The organism is Streptomyces liliifuscus (assembly GCF_016598615.1).
Classification (GTDB): Bacteria; Actinomycetota; Actinomycetes; order Streptomycetales; family Streptomycetaceae; genus Streptomyces; species Streptomyces liliifuscus.
The window spans coordinates 3,479,441-3,501,552 of sequence record NZ_CP066831.1; the positions used below are offsets into that span (position 1 = coordinate 3,479,441).

The window sequence follows — 22,112 nt, forward strand, 5'->3', positions numbered from 1 at the left end:
TTGCTGCGTCCGCCCGGTCGCGGGCCGCCTCCGACCTGGGTACGGTCGATTCGACCGTCAACCTGCGCGGTCCGTGCACCCCTTCGCGGGGGCCCCTGCCCCCGCGGGTCTCCCCGCGGCGCGCGGCGACGCGATACCGTGGCGTTCCTTTTCCCCACATGATCCTCGTGGCCGCCCTGGAGGTTCCGTGGTACAGGCGTACATCCTGATCCAGACGGAGGTTGGCAAAGCGTCGACCGTCGCCGAAATGATCAGCAAGATACAAGGGGTGATCCAGGCCGAGGATGTGACAGGACCGTACGACGTGATCGTGCGGGCCCAAGCCGACACAGTGGACGATCTCGGCCGCATGGTGGTCGCGAAGGTCCAGCAAGTGGACGGCATCACGCGTACCCTGACCTGCCCGGTCGTGCACCTGTAGCCCCCGTCTACCCTTGGCCGGTGGACTTCTTCCGTCACCGGCGCTTCTCTCATCCCGGGCTGCCCGCCCTCGTTCTGCTGATCGCGGCCACAGGCTGCTCCTCAGCAGACGACAACACCCGGACCGCGGTTCCCAGTCCGGGCACGAAGGCCACCGAGCTGTGTCAGAACCTGGACAAGTCGCTGCCGCGGAAGGTGGACGGACTCGACCGGGAGGATCCCGAGCCCCGGTCCGCGCTGACCGCGGGCTGGGGAAGCCCGGCGATCATACTGCGCTGTGGTGTACAGCGGCCGCCCAAGATGGTCGACCCCAAGGTCGCCGAGGGCGGTGACCCCGACGCGGTCGGTGGCGGGGTGAACGGGGTGGGCTGGCTGATGGAGAAGCGGGACGACGGGGCGACCCGCTTCACCTCCGCTCAGCGTCTGGCGTATGTCGAGGTGACTGTGCCCGGGGGGCGGGACACTGCCTCTGTGCTTGTCGACTTGGCCGGGGCCATCAAGAAGGCGATTCCCGAGGGGATCGCCGACTGAGATGGCCTCGGCTGCTGGTCGGCTGCGGGTGCGTCGTGGCTGGTCGCGCGGTTCCCCGCGCCCCTAAAAGCCCCCGGCACCCTCAGAAAAAAATGCCCCCGCACCCTCGGACGAGAGGGAGCGCGGTCTAGCGCAAGCCCGTGGACCTGCGCAGGGCCGCCTGGATCAGGCGGTCCACCAGTTCCGGGTAGGGCACTCCCGTCGCCTCCCACATCTGTGGGTACATGGAGATCGGGGTGAAGCCGGGCATGGTGTTGATCTCGTTGATGACGAAGGTGCCGTCCTCGGTGAGGAAGAAGTCCGCGCGGACCAGGCCCTCGCAGGAGGCGGCGTCGAAGGCCTCGACGGCCAGGCGCCTGACCTCGGCGGTCTGCTCAGGGGTCAGCGGGGCGGGCACGATGCCGGGCGTCGAGTCGATGTACTTCGCCTCGAAGTCGTAGTAGTCGTGCGACTGCACCGGCGGGATCTCGGCCGGTACGGAGGCTCGCGGGCCGTCCTCGAACTCCAGGACCCCGCACTCGATCTCGCGGCCGCGCAGCAGCGCCTCCACGAGGAACTTCGGGTCGTGCTGCCGGGCCGCCGCGATCGCCTCGTCGAGGCCGGACAGGTCGTCGACCTTGGTGATGCCGATCGAGGACCCCGCGCGCGCGGGCTTCACGAAGAGCGGCCAGCCGTGCTCCCCCGCGAAGTCGATGATCTTCTTGCGGGCGGCCGACTCGTCGAGCTCCCACTCGCGGGGCCGGATCACCACGTACGGGCCGACCGGCAGCCCGAAGGAGATGAAGACCCGCTTCATGTACTCCTTGTCCTGGCCGACGGCCGAGGCGAGCACGCCCGAGCCGACATACGGGACGCCGGAGAGCTCCAGGAGGCCCTGGAGGGTGCCGTCCTCGCCGTACGGGCCGTGCAGCATCGGGAAGACGACGTCGACCTCGCCGAGTGCCTTGGGGACCGATCCGGGCTCGCTGTAGACGACTTCGCGGTTGGCGGGGTCGACGGGCAGGATCACGCCGCCCTCGCTCGACTCGGCGAGTTCCTCGACGTCGGGCGTACGACGCTCGGTGATCGCCATGCGCTCCGGTTCGTCCGCGGTGAGCACCCAGCGGCCTTCCCGGGTGATTCCGATCGGCAGGACGTCGTACTTGGTCCGGTCGATGGCCCGCAGTACGGCTCCGGCGGTGACCATGGAGATCCCGTGTTCGGAGCTGCGCCCGCCGAAGACGACGGCCACGCGCGGCTTGCGAGGCGGCTGCTGCTCAGGGCTCTGGGGAAGGTTCTCAGTGCTCATATCGCGTTGAGAGTACCCGTTGGTAAGGCCCTGAGTCAGCGTGCCTCGACGGGGTTGCTCAGCGTCGTTCGGGCTTGGCGCTGCGCGACATCATTTCCTTGAGGGCGACGACCGGGGGCTTGCCGTCGTGGACGATGTCGACGACGGTCTCCGTGATGGGCATGTCGACGCCGTGCCTGCGCGCCAAGTCCAGTACGGATTCACAGGACTTGACGCCCTCGGCGGTCTGCTTGGTGACCGCGATGGTCTCCTGGAGGGTCATGCCCTTGCCGAGGTTGGTGCCGAAGGTGTGGTTGCGCGAGAGCGGCGAGGAGCAGGTCGCCACCAGGTCGCCGAGGCCCGCGAGCCCGGAGAACGTCAGCGGGTCGGCGCCCATGGCGAGACCGAGCCGGGTCGTCTCCGCCAACCCCCGTGTGATGAGGGACCCCTTGGCGTTGTCGCCGAGCCCCATGCCGTCCGCGATGCCGACGGCGAGACCGATGACGTTCTTGACGGCGCCGCCCAGTTCGCAGCCGACCACGTCGGTGTTGGTGTAGGGGCGGAAGTACGGCGTGTGGCAGGCGGCCTGGAGCCGCTGGGCCACCGCCTCGTCGCTGCACGCGACCACCGCGGCGGCCGGCATGCGGGCGGCGATCTCACGGGCGAGGTTGGGCCCGGTGACCACGGCGATCCGGTCGGCGCCGACCTTCGCGACGTCCTCGATCACCTCGCTCATCCGCATGGCGGAGCCGAGTTCGACGCCCTTCATGAGGGAGACGAGGACCGTGCCGGGTGCGAGCAGCGGCGCCCAGTCGGCGAGGTTCCCGCGCAGCGTCTGGGAGGGCACCGCGAGCACCGTGAAGTCGGCGTCGTGGGCTGCCTCGGCGGCGTCCGTGGTGGCCCGCAGGTTCTCCGGGAGTTCGATGCCCGGGAGGTAGTCGGGGTTCGTATGGGTGGAGTTGACCGCTTCGGCGAGCTCGGCCCGCCGTCCCCACAGCGTCACGTCGCACCCGGCGTCGGCGAGCACCATGCCGAAGGCCGTGCCCCACGATCCGGTCCCGAAGACGGCCGCCTTGACGGGCTTGCCGGATGTCGTCACTTGCCGTGCCCCTTTTCGTGCTCAACCTCGGTCATTTCCCGCACGGCGTTCTCCGGCGCGGTGTTTCCCTGCGCCGTTTTCTTCCGCACGGCCGTTTCCTGCTCTTCCTGCACTCGCGTCTCTTCCTTGCCCCGCGTCCTGCGCCGCTGCTCGATGCGCACCTGGCGCGGGTCGTACGGCGTCGCGGGCGCCTTCTCGCCGCGGATCAGCTCCAGCTGCGCGGTGATCGCCGCCATGATGACCTCGGTCGCCTCCTTGAGGAGTTCGGGGGTCATCTCCTCGTCGTAGAAGCGCGTGAGATCCACGGGCGGGCCCGCGAGCACCTGGTGCGTCTTGCGCGGCAGGAAGTCGGGCTTCTTCGCGTACGGGGCCAGCAGGTGGTTGGCGCCCCACTGGGCCACCGGAATCACCGGGCACCTGGTCTGCAACGCCACCCGCGCGGCACCCGTCTTGCCGGTCATCGGCCACAGGTCGGGGTCACGGGTCAGGGTGGCCTCGGGATAGAACGCGACGCACTCCCCGCGCTCCACGGCCTCGATCGCGGCGCGGTAGGCGCTGAGCGCGTCGGTGCTCTCGCGGTACACCGGGATCTGCCCGGTCCCGCGCATGGCCGCCCCTACGAAGCCCTTCTTGAAAAGACCGCTCTTGGCGAGGAATCGCGGAACCCGGCCCGTGTTGTACTGAAAGTGCCCGTACGCGAACGGATCCACGTGGGAATTGTGGTTCACCGCGGTGATAAATCCGCCCTCGGCAGGAATGTTCTCCATTCCGCGCCAGTCCCGCTTGATCAGAACCATCAGCGGCGGTTTGCAGAGAACCGCTGCGAAGCGGTACCAGAAGCCGATTCTGCGGCGGGACACGCGTACACCTTCCTTCTAGGGCCTGGGGGGCCGCACAAGTGTCGCTCCAGGCCGCCGGTCTGTCGAGAACACCGTACGCCCCGGCCACCGGCCCGCCAGGGTGCCCGGGTCACAATGGGCGCGACGAGGGAGGGACGGAGCGCGCGTGCAGTGGACCTTGGTCATACCCCTGAAAGCCCTGTCGCGGGCGAAGAGCAGGCTCTCGGACACCGCGGCCGACGGCCTGCGCCCGGGGCTCGCCCTGGCGTTCGCGCAGGACACGGTGGCCGCGGCGCTGGCCTGCCCGGCGGTCGGGGATGTGGCCGTAGTCACGGGTGATGTGCTGGCCGGACGCGAGCTGGCCGCCCTGGGCGCCCGCATCGTCCCGGACGAGCCCGGGGGCGGCCTGAACGCCGCTCTGACGCACGCCGCCTCGGTCGTACGCGCCAGAAGCCCGCAAAGCCCGCTGGCGGCCCTGAACGCCGATCTGCCCGCACTGCGCCCTCTTGAATTGGCCCGGGTCCTCGACGCGGCCGCCGAATTCCCCCGCGCTTTCCTTCCTGACGCCGCCGGAATCGGTACCACTCTCCTGGCCGCGTCCCCGAACCGTGAATTGCTTCCCGCATTCGGCCCCGATTCCCGCTCCCGCCACCGCACCTCGGGCGCCGCGGAACTCCTCCTGCCAGACGTATCCTCCGTACGCCAGGACGTGGACACGGGCGCGGACCTCCGAGCGGCATTGACACTTGGAGTGGGCCCGCGCACTGCGGCGGTGGTCGAGCGCCTCAATGCCGCGTAAGCGGTTTTGAGGGGCGCGGGTAACTGCGCGACCGGCCCACGACCACCCGCGCATGCACACCGCCCTCGGATCCCCGCCCCGGAACAAACCGCATACCCTTCCCCCATGCAGGCGACCGCGTACACATACGACCCAGAAACCCGCACAGGCCAGGTACTGCTGGACGACGGCACCCCCGTCCCCTTCGACGCCCCGGCGTTCGACAAGGGCGGCCTCCGACTGCTCCGCCCGGGTCAACGCGTGCGGATCGAGGTCGAGGGCGGGGACGGCGAGGACTCGGCCCGGCGCATCACACTCATCACACTGCAAACGTTCTGAACACGCCGCGGGCCGGGCTCCCCAGAGGGAGCCCGGCCCGGCGCGTGAGTATCCCAGCGCCCCTGTCTACCTGCGGGCGGTGGCCTTCTTGGCGGTGGTCTTGCGGGCCGCCGACTTCTTGGCCGGCGCCTTCTTCGCCGCGGCCTTCTTCGCCGGGGCCTTCTTCGCCGCCGCCTTCTTCGCGGTGGTCTTCTTGGCCGTGGTCTTCTTGGCGGCCGCCGAGGTCTTCTTGGCGGTCGTCTTCTTGGCCGTCGCCGTGGTCTTCTTGGCCGTCGTCTTCTTCGCGACGGTCCTCTTGGCGGTGGTCTTCTTCGCCGCGGTCTTCTTGGCGGTGGCCTTCTTGGCGGCGGCCTTCTTGACCGTCGCGGAGGCGCCGCCGGACAGGCTGCCCTTCGGGGCCTTCTTGACCGCGACCTCGCCACCGCGCGGCAGCTTCTTCGAGCCGCTCACCAGGTCCTTGAAGCCCTGGCCGGCACGGAAGCGCGGCACCGAGGTCTTCTTGACCCGAACGCGCTCCCCGGTCTGCGGGTTGCGGGCGTAACGGGCCGGACGGTCCACCTTCTCGAAGGAACCGAAGCCGGTGACCGAGACCCGGTCCCCGCTGACAACTGCACGCACGATGGCGTCCAGTACGGCGTCGACCGCTTCCGCGGCCTGCTGACGCCCGCCGACCTTGTCGGCAATCGCTTCTACGAGCTGCGCCTTGTTCACGTCTTCCCCTTCGGAGACATTGCCAGAACGAAAGTGTTCAAGCTTTTTCGCACGTTAGGCAGATATATACCGCAAATCAAACACGAAACGGGCTAATCACCCTTGTGCCGCAACGAACTGGGGCTGTGGCGAAGTTCCTCAGCGTTCCTCTTCGGGGATTCGGTCCTCGTCGAGGTCCGTCGTGAACCGCTCCAGCCGCCTTGTCGCATCGGCGAGATCGTGCTTGGCCACGGCCGTAATGACCAGCAGCTTCCGGGTCAGCGCCATCCGTACGCCCTCCGGGACTTGCAGTGCGCGCACCCTTGTGTGCGCTTCCTTGAGTTGGGACGCGACTGCCGCATAGAGCTCGAGTTGGCCGTCGTGTTCCATGCACAGATTGTGCCATCTGGGGCGAGTTGTCGCCTGCGCAGGGGGTAACTACCGCCTCCCGAGGGCCTCCTGCGCACCTCCCCACAAGGCTCTGCCGAGAGTCGGCTACCCCATCAAAACCCCTTGAAACAAGGGCAGTTGAGGCCAATCACAAAGTCCTGAACACCCCTTCCGGAGGCAGACACAGATGTACCCCCAACCGTCCACGATTGGGGGTACAGAGGCCTGTTGCGCTGGCTGGAATCAGCCTTGTGGGGTGCGACTCCGATCGGATCCGAAGGGGTCCGGAGCCCCGAAGGCGATCACACCTGAACGGTCCGCGGCTTGTGGGAGGGCCGCTTGGACTCGTACGCGGAGATGTCCGCCTCGTTCTGCAGGGTGATGGAGATGTCGTCCAGCCCGTTCAGCAGCCGCCAGCGGGCGTTCTCGTCGAGCTCGAAGGGGGCCGTGATGCCCTCGGCGCGCACCTCACGGGCCTCCAGGTCGACCGTGACCGGGGCCTTTGGGTCCTTCTCGGTGAGCTCCTGCAGCGCGTCCACGATCTTCTGCTCCAGAACCACTGTGAGCAGGCCGTTCTTGAGCGAGTTGCCACGGAAGATGTCCGCGAAACGGGACGAGATGACGGCCTTGAAGCCGTAGTTCTGCAGCGCCCAGACGGCGTGCTCGCGCGAGGAGCCCGTACCGAAGTCGGGTCCGGCGATCAGGACCGTGGCGCCCGTGCGCTCGGGCTGGTTGAGGACGAAGGACGGGTCCTTGCGCCAGGCCTCGAAGAGCCCGTCCTCAAAACCGTCCCTGGTCACCTTCTTGAGCCAGTGAGCAGGGATGATCTGGTCGGTGTCGACGTTGCTGCGGCGCAGCGGGACGGCCCGGCCGGTGTGCGTGGTGAATGCTTCCATGGCTCTCAGACTCCAGCGGGCGTGCGGGCGGCAGACGACTGGTCGTTCAGGTCGGCGGGAGAGGCCAGATGGCCCAGCACGGCGGTGGCGGCGGCGACCTGCGGCGAGACCAGGTGCGTACGACCGCCCTTGCCCTGCCTGCCCTCGAAGTTGCGGTTGGAGGTGGACGCGGAGCGCTCACCGGGCGCCAGCTGGTCGGGGTTCATGCCCAGACACATCGAGCAGCCCGCGTGCCGCCATTCGGCGCCGGCCTCCTTGAAGACCAGGTCCAGGCCCTCGGAGACGGCCTGGAGACCGACGCGCGCGGAGCCGGGGACCACCAGCATCCGTACGCCGTCGGCGACTTTGCGGCCCTCGACGATCGAGGCGGCCGCGCGCAGGTCCTCGATACGGCCGTTGGTGCACGAACCTACGAAGACGGTGTCGACCTTGATGTCGCGCAGCGGCTGTCCGGCCTCCAACCCCATGTATTCCAGGGCCTTTTCGGCGGCGTGGCGCTCCGAAGCGTCCTCGTACGAAGCAGGATCGGGGACGGACGCCGAAAGCGGCGCTCCCTGGCCGGGGTTGGTGCCCCAGGTGACGAACGGCGCGAGGGAGGCGCCGTCGATGACGACCTCGGCGTCGAATTCCGCGTCCTCGTCCGTCTTGAGGGTCTTCCAGTACGCGACGGCGGCGTCCCAGTCCTCGCCCTCGGGGGCGTGGGCGCGGCCCTTGATGTACGCGAAGGTGGTCTCGTCGGGGGCGATCATGCCCGCGCGGGCGCCGGCCTCGATCGACATGTTGCAGATGGTCATCCGGGCCTCCATCGAGAGTTTCTCGATGGCGGAGCCGCGGTACTCCAGGATGTAGCCCTGGCCGCCGCCCGTACCGATCTTGGTGATGATCGCCAGGATCAGGTCCTTGGCCGTGACGTCCTCGGGCAGTTCGCCTTCGACCGTGATGGCCATGGTCTTGGGGCGGGCCAGCGGCAGCGTCTGGGTTGCCAGCACATGCTCGACCTGGGAGGTGCCGATGCCGAACGCCAGCGCGCCGAAGGCGCCGTGCGTGGAGGTGTGGGAGTCACCGCACACGACCGTGGTGCCGGGCTGGGTCAGGCCCAGCTGCGGGCCCACGACGTGCACGACACCCTGCTCGACATCGCCCAGCGAGTGCAGGCGCACACCGAACTCGGCGGCGTTCTTGCGCAGCGTCTCCAGCTGGACGCGGGAGACCGGGTCCGCGATGGGCTTGTCGATGTCGAGGGTCGGGGTGTTGTGATCCTCGGTCGCGATGGTGAGGTCGAGACGGCGCACGGGGCGCCCCGCCTGGCGGAGACCGTCGAAGGCCTGCGGGCTGGTCACCTCGTGCAGCAGGTGCAGATCGATGAAGAGAAGGTCGGGCTCGCCCTCCGCGCGCCGGACGACATGGTCGTCCCAGACCTTCTCCGCGAGTGTCCTACCCATCGCTTTCCCTCCGGCCGGCCTGTGTGGCGCCGGCCCAACTAGAGATTTCCGATGCGGCGCGCCCGTACCCCTCGTACCGGACGCTCTCCGCCGGGCCCGTTGGTCCGCGGGCCGCTGTACCTACCAGGGTGGCGCGTTCCACGGAAAATTGAACTTGCGTTTCACAGAGTGAGACGCGAGTATCGTTTCATGGACAACAGTAGCGGCGTCGGCGTTCTGGACAAGGCAGCCCTTGTCCTGAGCGCCCTGGAGTCCGGTCCGGCCACCCTCGCAGGGCTGGTCGCGGCAACCGGGCTGGCACGACCCACGGCACATCGCCTCGCCGTGGCACTTGAACACCACCGGATGGTGGCGCGCGACATGCAGGGCCGCTTCATTCTCGGCCCCCGCCTCGCCGAGCTGGCCGCGGCCGCGGGCGAGGACCGCCTCCTCGCGACGGCGGGCCCGGTGCTCACCCACCTCCGCGATGTCACGGGCGAGAGCGCGCAGCTCTACCGCCGCCAGGGCGACATGCGCATCTGCGTCGCCGCGGCGGAGCGCCTGTCGGGCCTCAGGGACACGGTCCCGGTCGGCTCGACGCTCACCATGAAGGCGGGCTCCTCGGCCCAGATCCTGATGGCCTGGGAGGAGCCGGAGCGTCTGCACCGCGGCCTCCAGGGCGCCCGCTTCACGGCGACGGCCCTCTCGGGTGTACGGCGCCGGGGCTGGGCGCAGTCGATCGGCGAGCGCGAGCCGGGCGTCGCGTCCGTCTCGGCCCCGGTGCGCGGGCCGTCGAACCGCGTGGTCGCCGCCGTCTCGGTCTCCGGTCCGATCGAGCGCCTCACGCGTCACCCCGGCCGGATGCACGCCCAGGCGATCATCGACGCGGCCACCCGCCTCTCGGAGGCCCTGCGCCGCACCGGCTGACGTGCGTCGCAGGCTTACGCCCGATCCGACTTCCTCCCACCGGTCGCTTCAACGCCGCAGCGACCGACCGGAGTTGACGTCGGCCCGACGGCCAACACGAAGAAGCCCTCCCCTGTTGGGGAGGGCTTCTTCAATGACGTACCCCCGACCGGATTCGAACCGGCGCTACCGCCTTGAGAGGGCGGCGTGCTAGGCCGCTACACAACGGGGGCCCAGGATCTTGCGTTTCCGCAGATCCGAGCTGGTCTACCAGGACTCGAACCTAGAATGACGGTACCAGAAACCGTAGTGTTGCCAATTACACCATAGACCAATGTGGTTCATACCAGTTCGTACCCCCGACCGGATTCGAACCGGCGCTACCGCCTTGAGAGGGCGGCGTGCTAGGCCGCTACACAACGGGGGCCCTAGCGATCCTGCATGAGAATCAGCGGGTGCGACCCGGACTGTCTCCCTGGGAAGGATCTGTACCCCCGACCGGATTCGAACCGGCGCTACTGCCTTGAGAGGGCAGCGTGCTAGGCCGCTACACAACGGGGGCTTTGCGGAGTTGATCTCCGCGGTTGCAGATGAGCTCTGCGAGCTGGCCTACCAGGACTCGAACCTAGACTAACGGAACCAGAAACCGTCGTGCTGCCAATTACACCATAGGCCACTGAAACACAAACCCCCGCAGGGATCCTGCTTTAGCGTGCGCCTCCGGTCCGGCCTTTCGGCCCGCTCTCCGGCGGCGCAGGAAGAACATTACCTGAAGGTGGACGGCGCTCCAAAACGGGTATGGGGCCGGAGGATCGCGGGGAGTTCGGCCAGCGAGGCGATCCGGCGCAGGCCGGTGAGCCGATCCGGCACCCCGCCCGGTGCGGCGTCGGGGTCCGGGGCCGTGACGGCCCTCACTCCCCCGCGGTCGATCCAGACCGAGAACATTCCCGCGTCGGCCGCGCCCTGTCCGTCGATCTCCGGGTGGTCCCCGACGTACGCGACCTGGTGCGGCGGCAGCTCCAGGGCCTCGCAGGCCGCGTGGAACGCCTCCGCCGCGGGCTTCGAGACACCGAGCTCGGCCGCGCAGAGCACGGACTCGAATCGGTCCCGTACGCCGAGAACCCGCAGCTTGTGGTCCTGGACCCGGATGCTGGAGTTGGACAGCACGGCGTGGCGGTGGCTGCCGGCCAGGGTGTCGAGGACGGGCAGGACGTCCGGGAACAGCGCCCAGGCCGCCTCGTAGTGCCCGAGATACCGGAGGAACCAGTCCTCCGCCTCCGGGTCGGTGAGGGGCTTGCCGAGAAAGGCCCGTACCCGGTCCCGGCGGCCCTGCTCCCAGTCCACCTCCCCCGCCGCGTACCTCGCCCACTGCTGGTCGGTGAGGTCGCGCCAGTGGCCGAGGGCCTGCTCGACGGAGGCGTACCCGTCGAGCAGGCCCTCGGCCGCGAGATGTCCGCGCATACCGGCCCGGTCGGCCGTGGTGTAGTCGAAGATCGTGTCGTCCACGTCCCAGACCACGGCTCTGATCGTCATGGTTCGACGGTAACCCGATGGCGGTGGGCGCGTCCCTCAGTTGACCGTGGTCGTGCCGGTCAGGGCCAGGTCGGGGCCCTGGCCGTCGCGGGCCTTGGCGGTCAGGCGCCATGTGTACGTTCCCGCGACCCGGTTGCCGTCGCCCCACTTGCCGTCCCAGGAGGCGCGGACTGCGGCGGCCCTGGAATCGCCGGTGAGGTTGCGCACGACGTTGCCGCTCGCGTTGGTCAGGGTCAGGGTCCACGTCGAGGGCTTGCTCAACTGCCAGACGGGCTGCCAGGGGTCCTGGGTCGTGGGGCCCGCGGCGGCGTCGGTCTGGGCCTCCATCTGCGCGAGCGGCGAGGTGGGGACGCCCGCGGTGACGAGCGCAACCTGGCCCTGGGCGGTGAGGTAGGCGACGTTGCCGCCGAAGCGGTCGACGGCCCAGCGGCCGGTGTTGCCGCCGGTGTTCTGGTCCGCGGTGGGCAGCACGGCCGCGGTCCGGGTGGTCGCCGTACCGGTGTGGAAGTCCGTGAGCAGCAGTTGGTGGGTGGTGCGGTCCTCCCGGACGAGGTAGCCGTCGGCGAGCCGGGACGGGCCGGCCGGGACCGTGATGTTCCGGCCCGTGGCCCGGTCGTGGACACCGGCGGGTCCGGCGCTGCCGCAGCTCCAGTAGAGCCAGGTGTTGACGGCCTGGATCTCGCTGGGGGTGCAGGGGGCGCCGGTGTTCACGGTGGCGACGTTCCGCTTGGCCTTGAGGTCGTACGCGACGACGCTGCCCTGGGTGGTGCCGGGGGTCCACAGGCGCTGGCCCCAGATCGCGGCGGCGCTGCGGGTGCGGTCGAGGGCGGTCTCCCCGTCGGCTCCGCGGGGGAAGTCGGCGACCTTCTGGGTGGCGGGGGTTCCGCCGTTGTAGAGGACGTAACGGCCGGTGCCGGTGCCGATGCGACCGCCGGCGGAGCCGGTGGGTTCGGCGCTGTAGGTGTCGGTGCCGAGCCCGGCGACGTGCACGGACTCCTTGCCGTCCGTGCCGGTGAACAGGTAGGCGAAGCGGCCGTCGCCGAGGGCCTCCAGCTGGGGGCAGGCGGCGTCGCCGCCGAGGCAGGGCGACGAGTCGACGTACGGGCTGCGGCGGACCTGCGGGCCGGTGGGCTTCCCCGAGGCGTCCAGCGGAACGGCGTACGCGGCGTCCCAGCCGACGCTGGTCGCGTTGCCGAACATCAGCAGTTCGCCGCCGGCGAGCATCAGTCCGTCCACCGCGGCGCGACCGGGCGGCACGGTGAACACCGGCTGGGCCGAGACGTCCCCGTCGGCGGTGGGCAGGACGCGGTACACGTGCCGGTCGCTGCTCGACTTGCCGGCGTCGGCGAGCAGGCCGCCGTCCGCGGTCACCTGGTACGCCCCGTCCGCGTGGTCCAGGACCGTGCGCCTGGCCCCGGTGACGAGCGAGACGGCGGTGAGCGCCAGATCGGCGTCCGAGGAGGTGAACTCGGGGTTGCCGCTGAGGATCTGGTCGCCCACGACCCCGAGGGCGTTGTAGGGGAAGGTGACCGTGGCGGGTTCGGTGCCGGGCGCCGAGTCCACCCGGATCGCCTTCCTGTTCACCACGACCCAGCGGTCGTTGAAGGTGATCACCGGTTCGGCGCCGACGCCTGCGACGTACGTACGGAATGTGCCGTCCGCGAGGTCGACGAGACCCACGGAGGTAGCGCCCTCCAGGGTGTAGGCGACGGCGAGGCGGCGGACCGAGCCGCCGGTCACATACGTGCCGGTGGGCTGGGCGCCGGGCGGCAGGCCGGTGACCGGGAGGTCGGTGGTCGTGCCGCCGGCGGCGGCGCGCAGGACGTGCAGGGCGCCGTCGGCGTCCTGGGTGAGCACGCTCCAGCCCGACATGGCCTTGTACGTCTGACCCGCCGGGATCGTGACGGTGGCGGTCACGCCGGTGGAGCGGTGCTCCTGGGCGACGGTGCTGCCCGACCTGCTGCTGATCACGACGTCGGTGCCGGTGGCCAGGTCGTCCGGGCCCGCGTGCTGCGGCGGCGTGACGCCCGGGAAGTCGGACCAATGGGGGTTGGCGAGCCACCCGATCTCGTACTGGAATCCGGAGGCCCCCGCCCACCTGAACCGGACCTCGGTCGGCTTGGTGTAGTTCAACTGCGTGGTGGCGACCGGGGTGTCGGCATTCGGCGCGGCCTCGGCCGGTGCGGTCAGCACGGCCCCCGACAACGCCATCGCCCCACTTACGGCGATTCCCACAAGTCTTCGTGAACGGGTCACGTTCCCCTCCCCTGAAACATGGTGAACACGCGCATCATGTGCGCCCGAAACATCCAATGTCCGCGGGGAGAGCGGGAGTTGGCCGGAGGGGTGAACTCCGGGTGTCGACTCCGTGTACGCGAGAGGGGCGGCGCCCGAACCGGACGCCGCCCCTCTGTGTGTGCGCTGTGTGGCCGTGCGCCTAGGCGGTCAGCTTCGCCAGCGCCGCGTCGATACGGGCCAGCGTCTTCTCCTTGCCCAGGATCTCCAGGGACTCGAAGAGCGGCAGGCCGATCGTGCGGCCCGTGACGGCGACGCGGACCGGGGCCTGCGCCTTGCCGAGCTTGAGGCCGTGCTCCTCGCCGGCGGCCAGGACGGCCTCCTTGAGGGAGTCGGGCGAGGTCCAGTCGGCCGCGTCCAGCTTCTCGCGGGCCGTACGGAGCAGCGCGTCGCTGCCCTCCTTCATGGCCTTCGTCCAGGACGCCTCGTCGAAGGCCGGCTCCGGCAGGAACAGGAAGTCGACGTTGTCCGTGATCTCGGAGAGGACCTTGAGGCGGGTCTGGGCGTGCGGGGCGATCGCGTCCCACTGGGCCTGGTCGAAGTCCTCGGGCGCCCAGGGCGCGAAGGGGGCCTTCAGCCAGGGGGCGCAGCGCTCGGCGAAGTCCTTCACGTCGAGCAGGCGGATGTGGTCGGCGTTGATCGCCTCGGCCTTCTTGAGGTCGAAGCGGGCCGGGTTCGGGTTCACGTCCGTGACGTCGAAGGCCGCGACCATCTCGTCCATCGAGAAGATGTCCTGGTCGGCGGAGAGCGACCAGCCGAGCAGGGAGAGGTAGTTGAGCAGGCCCTCCGGGAGGAAACCGCGCTCCCTGTAGAGGTTCAGCGAGGACGACGGGTCGCGCTTGGAGAGCTTCTTGTTGCCCTCGCCCATCACGTACGGCAGGTGCCCGAAGGCGGGCACCGACTTGGCGACGCCCAGCTCGGCGAGCGCCTTGTAGAGGGCGATCTGGCGCGGGGTGGAGGAGAGCAGGTCCTCGCCGCGCAGGACGTGGGTGATCTCCATCAGGGCGTCGTCGACGGGGTTCACGAGCGTGTAGAGCGGGGCTCCGTTGGCTCGTACGATCCCGTAGTCCGGGACGTTCTCCGGGAGGTACGTGATCTCGCCGCGGACCAGGTCCCTGAAGGTGATCGTCTCGTCGGGCATGCGGAAGCGGACGATGGGGGCGCGGCCCTCGGCCTCGTACGCGGCCTTCTGCTCGGCGGTCAGCTCGCGGCAGTGGCCGTCGTAGCCGGACGGCTTGCCGGCGGCGCGGGCGGCGTCGCGGCGGGCGTCCAGCTCCTCCGTGGAGCAGTAGCAGTGATAGGCGCGGCCCGCCTCCAGGAGCTTGGCCGCCACATCGCGGTAGATGTCCATCCGCTGCGACTGGCGGTACGGCTCGTGCGGGCCGCCGACCTCGGGGCCCTCGTCCCAGTCGAAGCCCAGCCAGCGCATCGAGTCGAGCAGCTGGCCGTACGACTCCTCGGAGTCGCGGGCCGCGTCGGTGTCCTCGATGCGGAAGACCAGGGTGCCCTCGTTGTGCCGGGCGAACGCCCAGTTGAACAGGGCGGTGCGGACCAGGCCCACGTGGGGGTTGCCGGTCGGGGACGGACAGAAACGTACGCGGACGGTCGCGTTAGCCACGCTTGATCACCTTGTTGGTGAGAGTGCCGATGCCTTCGATGGTGACGGCGACCTCGTCGCCGACAGTGAGCGGGCCGACCCCCGCGGGGGTGCCCGTGAGGATCACGTCGCCGGGGAGCAGCGTCATGGCCTCGGTGATGTTGACGATCAGGTCCTCGACGGAGTGGATCATCTCGCTGGTGCGGCCCAGCTGGCGCTGTTGGCCGTTGACCGTGCACATGATGGTCAGGTCGGACGGGTCGAGGTCCGTCTCTACCCAGGGGCCGAGCGGGCAGGAGGAGTCGAAGCCCTTGGCCCGCGCCCACTGCTTCTCGCGCTTCTGGACGTCACGTGCGGTGACGTCGTTGGCGCAGGTGTAGCCGAGGATGACGTCCTTGACCCGCTCGCGCGGGACCTCGCGGCACATCCGGCCGATGACGACGGCCAGCTCGGCCTCGTGGTGCACCTCGTTGGAGAAGGAGGGGTACGCGATCTCGTCGCCGGGGCCGATCACCGAGGTGGACGGCTTGAAGAAGGCGAACGGGGCGTCGGGCACCTCGTTGCCCATCTCCCTGGCGTGCTCCGCGTAGTTGCGGCCGAAGGCCACGACCTTGTTGGGGAGCATGGGCGGCAGGAGCCGGACCTTGTTCAGCGGGACCTTCGTGCCGGAGAGCTCGAAGTCCGTGAACGGGATGCCCTTGATGATGTCGAGCACGAGCCCGCCGGTCGACCCAGGAGGGCTCTCGCCCTCGACCGCGCCGAACGCGACGTTGCCGTCGATGGAGAACCTGGCGATGCGCACGAGATGCCTGCGCCCCTCACTGAGCTGGCTGGAGTCTGACGCTCCAGGCTAACGCGGGAGAGGGGCGCGACCTCGCGGAACTGCGGCTGGATGGGGCGTGGGACCGTTACTCCGCCGCCATGGCGGCGACCGGGGCGTCCATCAGGATCGTGCGCCGGGGGTTGGCGGTCTGTGCGGGGAGCTCGACGGAGTGCTCCTGCTGCTCCGGCGTACGCAGTTCTTCGGCGTCCTCGAGGTGCGCCAGCGTCGTGCGTCGCGGGTTGGCTATGTTGAGGAACATCATCGTCGTCTTCATCTGCGGTTTCGGACCCTGTCGGTATGGGCGCCGGGCGGCTTCGGAAACCGCCGCGCGGGCGCGGGTTGTCGGATTTGCCATCCCTGTAAAGCGTCAGGCTAAACATGCGCTTCCCTGTGGAACGCGTGAAGGCGACGTGATCGTCGTGTGAGTTTCCTCACTCACAGGTAGACAATCCGGTCAATGTGGACTCTCAACTCGCCCTACCGAAACGGACATTGCTCCACTGAAGCCCCTATTCCGCTCCTGATCATGGCGACTGGGACACCGCTTGCAGGCGAATGACTCGTGCACCTGTGTCCGATATAAACGGAATCGCTTTCCACATGCCGTAACACCGCCTTCACTAGGTGTCACGATGGTCACAGCATGACCCATGGGCCTTGTTGGAGATCCGGCACTGTGCTGGAATTCCACGGAACCGCCGCGGGATCGAACCGGCGCGCAAGGGGCGCGAACGCAGCGCCGAGTGGCGGCGGGAAGGGGGGCCTGCGCCGGTCACTCACGACCACACATGGGGGCGCGTTCAGGGCGCTCCCAAGACGCCGACACCGTCTCGCCGTTCACGCGGAGAGGCGCCTGGTCCAGAGGTTGCGACGCTAGTGCAGGGACGTTTCAAGAGGGATGGCAGCGCTTCGGCGGAGCCGGAGCCGCACGGCGGGACCGGCACCGGTTCCTCGCCCCAGCACGCCCAGAACCAAGGACCGGCAGGGGCCGGCGACGGGGGTGAGCGCTCTTCGCGCCCCGGTGCGCCCAAGGGTGCCCAGGGCAAGGGCGGTCCGACCGCGGTGACCGGTGGCCCGGGGGCCCCGCCCGCCGCACCGCCCAAGGCCAAGAACCCCAGTGGCCCCGGCTCGCGAATAGCTCTGCGCAACTGGCGCATCTCCACGCGTCTGGTGTCGCTGCTCGCGCTGCCCGTGGTCGCCGCCACCTCGCTGGGCGCCCTGCGCATCAGCGACACGATGGACGAGATCCAGCAGCTCGAGAACATGAAGCTGCTGACCGACATGACGAAGCAGGCGACCGAGCTCGCCGCCGCGCTCCAGGAGGAGCGCGACAAGTCGGCCGGTCCGCTCGCCAACGGCACGAAGGCGTCCGACTTCACCGTCAAGGGCGTCCGCGACAAGACGGACCGTGCGCGTGCCGCCTTCATGGAAGGCACCCACGAGCTCGACGACGCGGGCAACAACGAGAACCTCGACGGCGTCCGGGACAACGTGGTGGCCATCGCCACCCAGCTGAACACCCTGAGCGGCATCCGCAACAACGCCTTCCAGGACGAGAAGAACTCCTCCCAGTCGGTCGAGTCGTACCACCGGCTGATCGAGCAGCTGCTCGGCCTCTCCCAGGACATGGCCGAGGCGACCAGCAACCCGGAGATGATCCAGCGCACGCGCGCCCTGGCGGCCTTCTCCACCGCCAAGGAGTACGCGTCCATCCAGCGTGCGGTCATCGCGGCGGCCCTGCCGGCCACCGACGCCACGTACGGCGATCTCTCCGAGAACGACCGGCAGTACGGCCTCTCGGCCTTCGAGAACCAGAAGGCCGAGCTCACCAGCTTCGCCAGCATCTACGAGGGCAACTCGCGCGAGCTGACGAAGCCGCTCGACGAGCCGAGCCCGACCATCAAGGCGGCCGACACCTACGCGGAGCGTGTGCTCCGGCGTGAGAACGGTCTGCAGCTGCGTGACAAGCGCTCGTACCTGGACTGGGTGGACGCCGACTCGTCCAAGATCCAGGAAATGTCGAAGATCGAGCTCACGCTGCTCAACGAGATGGAGCAGAAGGCCCGCGAGCTGCGCAACGAGGCCGAGCAGGAAGCGATCATCTCCGGTGCGCTGATCCTGCTGGTGCTCGGTGTCTCGCTGGTCGGCGCCTTCGTGGTGGCCCGCTCCATGATCCGCTCGCTGCGCCGCCTCCAGGACACCGCGACGAAGGTCGCCCAGGACCGGCTGCCCGAGCTGGTCAAGCAGCTCTCCGAGTCCGACCCGCAGGACGTCGACACGTCCGTCGAGTCGGTCGGTGTGCACTCCAAGGACGAGATCGGCCAGGTGGCCGCGGCCTTCGACGACGTGCACCGCGAGGCCGTACGACTCGCCGCCGAGCAGGCCCTTCTGCGAGGCAACGTCAACGCGATGTTCACCAACCTCTCGCGCCGCTCCCAGGGCCTCATCCAGCGTCAGCTCTCGCTCATCTCCGAACTGGAGTCCCGCGAGGCCGACCCGGACCAGCTGTCCTCACTGTTCAAGCTCGACCACCTCGCGACCCGCATGCGCCGTAACGGCGAGAACCTCCTCGTCCTCGCCGGTGAAGAGCCCGGCCGCCGCTGGACCCGTCCGGTCCCGCTGGTCGACGTGCTCCGCGCCGCCGCCTCCGAGGTGGAGCAGTACGAGCGCATCGAACTGTCGGCGGTGCCCACCACCGAGGTCGCCGGCCGCGTGGTCAACGACCTCGTGCACTTGCTCGCCGAGCTGCTGGAGAACGCCACGTCGTTCTCCTCCCCGCAGACCAAGGTCAAGGTCACCGGTCACGCGCTGCCCGACGGCCGCGTACTGATCGAGATCCACGACACCGGTATCGGCCTCTCGCCCGAGGACCTCGCGGCGATCAACGAGCGGCTCGCCTCGCCGCCCACCGTGGACGTCTCGGTCTCCCGCCGCATGGGTCTGTTCGTGGTCGGCCGGCTGTCCCAGCGCCACGGCATCCGCATCCAGCTCCGCCCGTCCGACTCCGGTGGTACGACCGCGCTGGTCATGCTGCCCGTCGATGTCGCCCAGGGCGGCAAGAAGGTTCCGGGCAACAAGCAGGGCCAGGGCGTTCCCAACAGCGGCGGCCCCGCCGCCGCGCAGGCCGCGGCCGGTGTCGCGGCGGCCCGCCGGGGCGGCGCCGGAGGCGGTCCCGCCCTCGGCGCGGGTGCTCCCACCGGCGGCAACGGCGGACGGCTCAACGCCGGTCCGCAGCGCGGCCAGGTCGGTGCCGGCACCGGAGCGCGTGCCGCGCTGCCCAGGCCGGACGCGGGCGGCCGCCCGGGCGGACCGGGTGGATCGCGTGGCCCCCAGCAGCCCCCGCAGGGCAGGCCGGCCCCGGCCGGTGCCGGTGCCCCGCAGGCCTTCAACGACTTCGGCGGCAACGACTCCGGCCGGCAGGACGCATTCGGCGGCGGACGCCAGGACACGATGGGCGGCAACAACCGCGGCCCCGTGCCCCCGCAGCCCCAGCAGCGTCCGACCGGTGGCGACCAGGGCCGCCGTCCGCCCCAGCAGCCGCAGCTGCCGCCGCGCGGTGGTCCGCGTGCCGAGCTGCCCGGCGGAAACCCGCAGCCGCGGGTGCCCAGCTGGAGCGACGACAACGCGCAGCCGCCGGTGCCGCGTTCCTCGATGGACGCCCCGCGCGGCCACGAAGAGCCGGACGCCACCTCGCAGATGCCCCGGATCAACGACCGGCAGGGACCGGGTGGACCCGCGTCCACCTCGGAGTTCCCGCGGATCGACGACCGTCAGGGTGCCGGTTCCACGGGCGAGTACCCGCGGCCGGACTACGACGCCCCGCGTTCCGGCGCGGGTGCGCAGCAGGGCAACGGACAGTTCGTCCGCCCGGACGTCTTCGGTACGCCGAATCCTTCCGGCGCCGGCCAGAACCCGTCCGCGGGCGGCCAGTACAACCGCCAGGACCCCGCCGCCACCGGCCAGTTCCCGATGCCCGGCTACGACGGTGGTTCCACCGGTCAGTACGCGGCACCGGGTCAGGACGTTCAGCAGAGCCACACCGGCCAGTTCCCGGCGCCGAACCACGGCGAGCGGCAGGGCGGCGGCACCGGGCAGTTCGAGCGTCCCGGCGCCAATGGCTCGAACGGCACCAACGGCTCCCGCCCCCAGCGTCCGCAGTCGCGTCGGCGTCCCGCGCTCCCCCAGGAGCCCGAGGCACTGCCGCCGGCGACGGGTCCCGGTGACGGGCGTACACCGCTGTACGACACCCTGGAGACCAACTGGTTCAACCAGGCCCAGGCGGGCAACGGCGAGCAGGCACCGCAGCAGCAGCCCGCACAGGCTGCTCCCGCGGCACCGCAGCGTCCGGCGCCCGCCGCATCAGGGTCCGCCTCCTGGCGGACCACCCCCAATGACGAACTCGGCCGGCAGGCCGAGCGGGTACGCCAGCCCTCCGCGGGTGGCGTGACCGTCTCGGGTCTGCCGCGCCGGGTCCCCCGCGCGAACCTCGTCGCGGGGACGGCTCAGCAGCAACAGCACCAAACCGGTCCGCAGGTCTCGCGTGCGCCCGATGACGTACGCGGCCGGCTGACCAATCTTCGTAGGGGCATCCAGCAGGGCCGGCAGGCCGGCAACGGCCAGACCGGCAGCTTCCCCAGCCCCACTCACCAGCAGGAGCGTTAGTTGAGCCAGATGAGCCAGGCGGCACAGAACCTCAACTGGTTGATCACCAACTTCGTTGACAACACCCCCGGGGTGTCCCACACCGTCGTCGTTTCCGCCGACGGACTCCTTCTGGCGATGTCCGAGGGCTTTCCGCGCGACCGCGCCGACCAGCTCGCGGCCGTCGCCTCCGGACTCACTTCACTCACGGCCGGTGCCTCCCGGATCTTCGAGGGCGGCACCGTCGCCCAGACGGTCGTCGAGATGGAACGCGGCTTCCTCTTCCTGATGTCCGTCTCGGACGGATCGTCCCTCGCGGTCCTCTCCCACCCGGACTGCGACATCGGCCTTGTCGGATACGAGATGGCTCTGCTCGTCGACCGTGCGGGTGCGGTGCTCACGCCGGATCTGCGGGCCGAACTTCAGGGCAGCCTGCTTCACTAGTCAGGTTTTACGTACGTCCGAATTTCACCGAACGTCCGCACAATCCGTCGGCCGCCCTCCCCCCACCGGCCCCGTCAGACGGCACGACTGACCGACCTGCTGTCCCGCCCGGAGGATCAATGACCCCGCCCACCGCCTCTCATGATCCGTACGCACAGCCGTACGAGGATGAGGGCGACCAGCCGCTGGTACGTCCGTACGCGATGACCGGCGGCCGGACCCGGCCGCGCTACCAGCTCGCCATAGAGGCACTGATCAGCACAACGGCCGACCCGGCGCAGCTGATGGGGCTGCTCCCGGAGCACCAGCGGATCTGCCACCTCTGCCGTGAGGTGAAGTCGGTGGCCGAGGTGTCGGCCCTGCTGTCCATGCCCCTGGGCGTGGCACGGATTCTCGTCGCGGACCTCGCGGAGGCCGGACTCGTCGCGATCCACCAGCCGGGTGGCGACGAGAGCAATGGCGGCGCCCCGGACGTGACACTGCTCGAAAGGGTGCTCAGTGGACTTCGCAAGCTCTGACGGAGGTCGGGCGACCACCTCCGCGAAGATCGTGGTGGCGGGTGGCTTCGGCGTCGGCAAGACCACGTTCGTGGGTGCCGTCTCCGAGATCAACCCGCTGCGCACCGAGGCCGTCATGACGTCCGCCTCGGCGGGCATCGACGACCTCACCCACACCGGGGACAAGACGACGACCACCGTCGCCATGGACTTCGGCCGTATCACCCTGGACCAGGACCTGATCCTGTACCTGTTCGGTACGCCCGGCCAGGACCGTTTCTGGTTCATGTGGGACGACCTGGTACGCGGCGCGATCGGTGCCGTCGTGCTCGTGGACACCCGCCGTCTCGCCGACTGCTTCCCCGCGGTCGACTACTTCGAGAACAGCGGACTGCCGTTCGTCATAGCCCTGAACGGCTTCGACGGACACCAGCCGTACACCCCCGACGAGGTCCGCGAGGCCCTGCAGATCGGCCCGGACGCCCCGATCATCACGACGGACGCCCGCCACCGCGCGGACGCCAAGTCGGCGCTGATCACCCTGGTCGAGCACGCCTTGATGGCTCGTCTGCGCTAGGGATCGTCGTGCGAAGGGCTATGTCCTGGCAGGCCTGGCACACAAGTTGGCAACGCCGTACGGCAGTTGTCGTAGACGCACTGGAGCCGGCTGTGTCGTTTGACACGGTCGGCCTTGGTGTTCATAACG

21 protein-coding genes and 5 tRNA genes are annotated in these 22,112 nt (G+C 69.6%); 9 read left to right on the forward strand and 17 right to left on the reverse strand.

From position 1 onward, the window contains the following. The first annotated feature begins 187 nt into the window (after positions 1–187). A complete protein-coding gene (locus JEQ17_RS14590; protein ID WP_055614017.1) occupies positions 188–421 on the forward strand; it encodes an Lrp/AsnC ligand binding domain-containing protein in 234 nt (77 codons plus the stop codon). A 20-nt stretch (positions 422–441) separates the two neighbouring features. Continuing rightward, positions 442–951 carry a DUF3515 domain-containing protein gene (locus JEQ17_RS14595; protein WP_200395665.1) on the forward strand — a complete coding sequence of 170 codons (510 nt, stop codon included), beginning with the start codon at positions 442–444 and terminating at the stop codon, positions 949–951. A gap of 127 nt (positions 952–1,078) precedes the next feature. Here JEQ17_RS14595 and JEQ17_RS14600 read toward each other — a convergent pair whose 3' ends face one another. From JEQ17_RS14600 to JEQ17_RS14610, 3 genes are read right to left on the reverse strand one after another with little or no spacing between them, the layout of a single operon-like run. Next, positions 1,079–2,239, reverse strand: a complete 1,161-nt coding sequence (locus JEQ17_RS14600) for a D-alanine--D-alanine ligase family protein (RefSeq protein ID WP_200395666.1) — start codon at positions 2,237–2,239, stop codon at positions 1,079–1,081. A 58-nt stretch (positions 2,240–2,297) separates the two neighbouring features. After that, complete coding sequence (locus JEQ17_RS14605; RefSeq protein WP_200395667.1) at positions 2,298–3,317, reverse strand: NAD(P)H-dependent glycerol-3-phosphate dehydrogenase; 1,020 nt, start codon at positions 3,315–3,317, stop codon at positions 2,298–2,300. Next, a complete protein-coding gene (locus tag JEQ17_RS14610; protein WP_234048203.1) occupies positions 3,314–4,177 on the reverse strand; it encodes a lysophospholipid acyltransferase family protein in 864 nt (287 codons plus the stop codon). Before JEQ17_RS14610 ends, JEQ17_RS14605 begins: the two co-directional genes overlap by 4 nt. A 145-nt stretch (positions 4,178–4,322) precedes the next feature. On the opposite strand from JEQ17_RS14610, the gene cofC reads away from it, so the two are divergent. Together cofC and JEQ17_RS14620 are read left to right on the forward strand one after the other, a co-directional pair. Then, positions 4,323–4,955 (forward strand): 2-phospho-L-lactate guanylyltransferase, encoded by a 633-nt coding sequence (cofC, locus tag JEQ17_RS14615; protein ID WP_200395668.1) that lies wholly within the window; start codon positions 4,323–4,325, stop codon positions 4,953–4,955. Positions 4,956–5,060: 105 nt separating this feature from the next. Next, on the forward strand, positions 5,061–5,273 hold the full coding sequence (locus tag JEQ17_RS14620; protein ID WP_200395669.1) for a hypothetical protein: 213 nt from the start codon (positions 5,061–5,063) through the stop codon (positions 5,271–5,273). Between the two features lie 66 nt (positions 5,274–5,339). Here JEQ17_RS14620 and JEQ17_RS14625 read toward each other — a convergent pair whose 3' ends face one another. The 4 genes from JEQ17_RS14625 to leuC all read right to left on the reverse strand — a co-directional run bounded on the left by JEQ17_RS14625 (position 5,340) and on the right by leuC (position 8,691). Continuing rightward, positions 5,340–5,984, reverse strand: a complete 645-nt coding sequence (locus JEQ17_RS14625) for an HU family DNA-binding protein (protein ID WP_200395670.1) — start codon at positions 5,982–5,984, stop codon at positions 5,340–5,342. Between the two features lie 138 nt (positions 5,985–6,122). Next, positions 6,123–6,353 carry an SCO5555 family protein gene (locus JEQ17_RS14630; RefSeq protein WP_200395671.1) on the reverse strand — a complete coding sequence of 77 codons (231 nt, stop codon included), beginning with the start codon at positions 6,351–6,353 and terminating at the stop codon, positions 6,123–6,125. A gap of 302 nt (positions 6,354–6,655) precedes the next feature. Next, positions 6,656–7,249, reverse strand: a complete 594-nt coding sequence (gene leuD, locus JEQ17_RS14635; protein WP_200395672.1) for a 3-isopropylmalate dehydratase small subunit — start codon at positions 7,247–7,249, stop codon at positions 6,656–6,658. A 5-nt stretch (positions 7,250–7,254) separates the two neighbouring features. Next, positions 7,255–8,691, reverse strand: coding sequence for a 3-isopropylmalate dehydratase large subunit (gene leuC / locus JEQ17_RS14640; protein ID WP_200395673.1), 1,437 nt, complete (start codon positions 8,689–8,691; stop codon positions 7,255–7,257). A gap of 189 nt (positions 8,692–8,880) precedes the next feature. Here leuC and ndgR point away from each other — a divergent pair, with 189 nt between their 5' ends. Continuing rightward, entirely contained in the window at positions 8,881–9,597 is a 717-nt protein-coding gene (gene ndgR, locus JEQ17_RS14645; protein WP_200395674.1) for an IclR family transcriptional regulator NdgR, read from the forward strand. A 139-nt stretch (positions 9,598–9,736) separates the two neighbouring features. On the opposite strand, the gene JEQ17_RS14650 is transcribed toward ndgR, so the two are convergent. The 10 genes from JEQ17_RS14650 to JEQ17_RS14695 form a co-directional block, all read right to left on the reverse strand. Then, positions 9,737–9,809: transfer RNA gene (locus JEQ17_RS14650), tRNA-Glu, on the reverse strand. A 29-nt stretch (positions 9,810–9,838) separates the two neighbouring features. Then, positions 9,839–9,910, reverse strand: a tRNA-Gln gene (locus JEQ17_RS14655). A 20-nt stretch (positions 9,911–9,930) separates the two neighbouring features. Continuing rightward, positions 9,931–10,003: transfer RNA gene (locus tag JEQ17_RS14660), tRNA-Glu, on the reverse strand. A gap of 62 nt (positions 10,004–10,065) precedes the next feature. Next, positions 10,066–10,138, reverse strand: a tRNA-Glu gene (locus JEQ17_RS14665). 42 nt (positions 10,139–10,180) lie between these two features. Further along, positions 10,181–10,252, reverse strand: a tRNA-Gln gene (locus JEQ17_RS14670). An 89-nt stretch (positions 10,253–10,341) separates the two neighbouring features. Further along, positions 10,342–11,109 (reverse strand): HAD family hydrolase, encoded by a 768-nt coding sequence (locus tag JEQ17_RS14675; protein ID WP_200395675.1) that lies wholly within the window; start codon positions 11,107–11,109, stop codon positions 10,342–10,344. 36 nt (positions 11,110–11,145) lie between these two features. Beyond that, the gene (locus JEQ17_RS14680; protein WP_200395676.1) at positions 11,146–13,365 is read right to left on the reverse strand and encodes a FlgD immunoglobulin-like domain containing protein; all 2,220 of its coding nucleotides are present in this window, start codon (positions 13,363–13,365) and stop codon (positions 11,146–11,148) included. Positions 13,366–13,546: 181 nt separating this feature from the next. After that, entirely contained in the window at positions 13,547–15,022 is a 1,476-nt protein-coding gene (gltX, locus tag JEQ17_RS14685) for a glutamate--tRNA ligase (protein ID WP_200395677.1), read from the reverse strand. Then, positions 15,015–15,803 carry a fumarylacetoacetate hydrolase family protein gene (locus tag JEQ17_RS14690; protein WP_200395678.1) on the reverse strand — a complete coding sequence of 263 codons (789 nt, stop codon included), beginning with the start codon at positions 15,801–15,803 and terminating at the stop codon, positions 15,015–15,017. Before JEQ17_RS14690 ends, gltX begins: the two co-directional genes overlap by 8 nt. A gap of 106 nt (positions 15,804–15,909) precedes the next feature. Continuing rightward, positions 15,910–16,098 carry a hypothetical protein gene (locus tag JEQ17_RS14695; protein ID WP_186001304.1) on the reverse strand — a complete coding sequence of 63 codons (189 nt, stop codon included), beginning with the start codon at positions 16,096–16,098 and terminating at the stop codon, positions 15,910–15,912. 602 nt (positions 16,099–16,700) lie between these two features. Between JEQ17_RS14695 and JEQ17_RS14700 the strand changes: the two genes are divergently transcribed. From JEQ17_RS14700 to JEQ17_RS14715, 4 genes are all read left to right on the forward strand, one after another. Continuing rightward, positions 16,701–20,486 carry a sensor histidine kinase gene (locus JEQ17_RS14700; RefSeq protein ID WP_200395679.1) on the forward strand — a complete coding sequence of 1,262 codons (3,786 nt, stop codon included), beginning with the start codon at positions 16,701–16,703 and terminating at the stop codon, positions 20,484–20,486. Positions 20,487–20,495: 9 nt separating this feature from the next. Further along, positions 20,496–20,909, forward strand: a complete 414-nt coding sequence (locus JEQ17_RS14705; RefSeq protein ID WP_044471908.1) for a roadblock/LC7 domain-containing protein — start codon at positions 20,496–20,498, stop codon at positions 20,907–20,909. A 119-nt stretch (positions 20,910–21,028) separates the two neighbouring features. Next, a complete protein-coding gene (locus JEQ17_RS14710; protein WP_055614003.1) occupies positions 21,029–21,427 on the forward strand; it encodes a DUF742 domain-containing protein in 399 nt (132 codons plus the stop codon). After that, a complete protein-coding gene (locus JEQ17_RS14715; RefSeq protein WP_055614002.1) occupies positions 21,408–21,983 on the forward strand; it encodes a GTP-binding protein in 576 nt (191 codons plus the stop codon). The genes JEQ17_RS14710 and JEQ17_RS14715 overlap by 20 nt, the downstream gene beginning before the upstream one ends. The last annotated feature ends 129 nt before the right edge of the window (positions 21,984–22,112 follow it).